Genomic DNA, 228 nt, shown 5'->3' on the forward strand with positions numbered 1-228 from the left:
CCACTGAAAGCGCCAGCGGTGTGCCGACCATCGCTACTGACAATGCCGAGCTTGCGCATCGATAACCGTGAATCAGCCATCTGCCCCGTTCGCACCACGGCGTCGAAACCTTCTTCCACCACGTCAACAATGCGATCGGTGAGATCCAGATCCAGTTCAATGTCGGGATAACGGCGCATAAACTCGCCCAGCACCGGCAACAGCAGCGTGCTGACCTGCGGCAGACTC

Annotated in this window: 1 protein-coding gene; it reads right to left on the reverse strand. The window is 58.8% G+C overall.

Going from position 1 to position 228, the window contains the following annotated elements:
- Positions 1 to 228: LysR substrate-binding domain-containing protein (locus JEM65_RS21335; RefSeq protein WP_233530786.1), on the reverse strand; the 228-nt coding region annotated here is incomplete at both ends.

The sequence above is a fragment of the Gelidibacter salicanalis genome (genome assembly GCF_016469035.1).
Taxonomy (GTDB): Bacteria; Bacteroidota; Bacteroidia; order Flavobacteriales; family Flavobacteriaceae; genus Gelidibacter; species Gelidibacter salicanalis_A.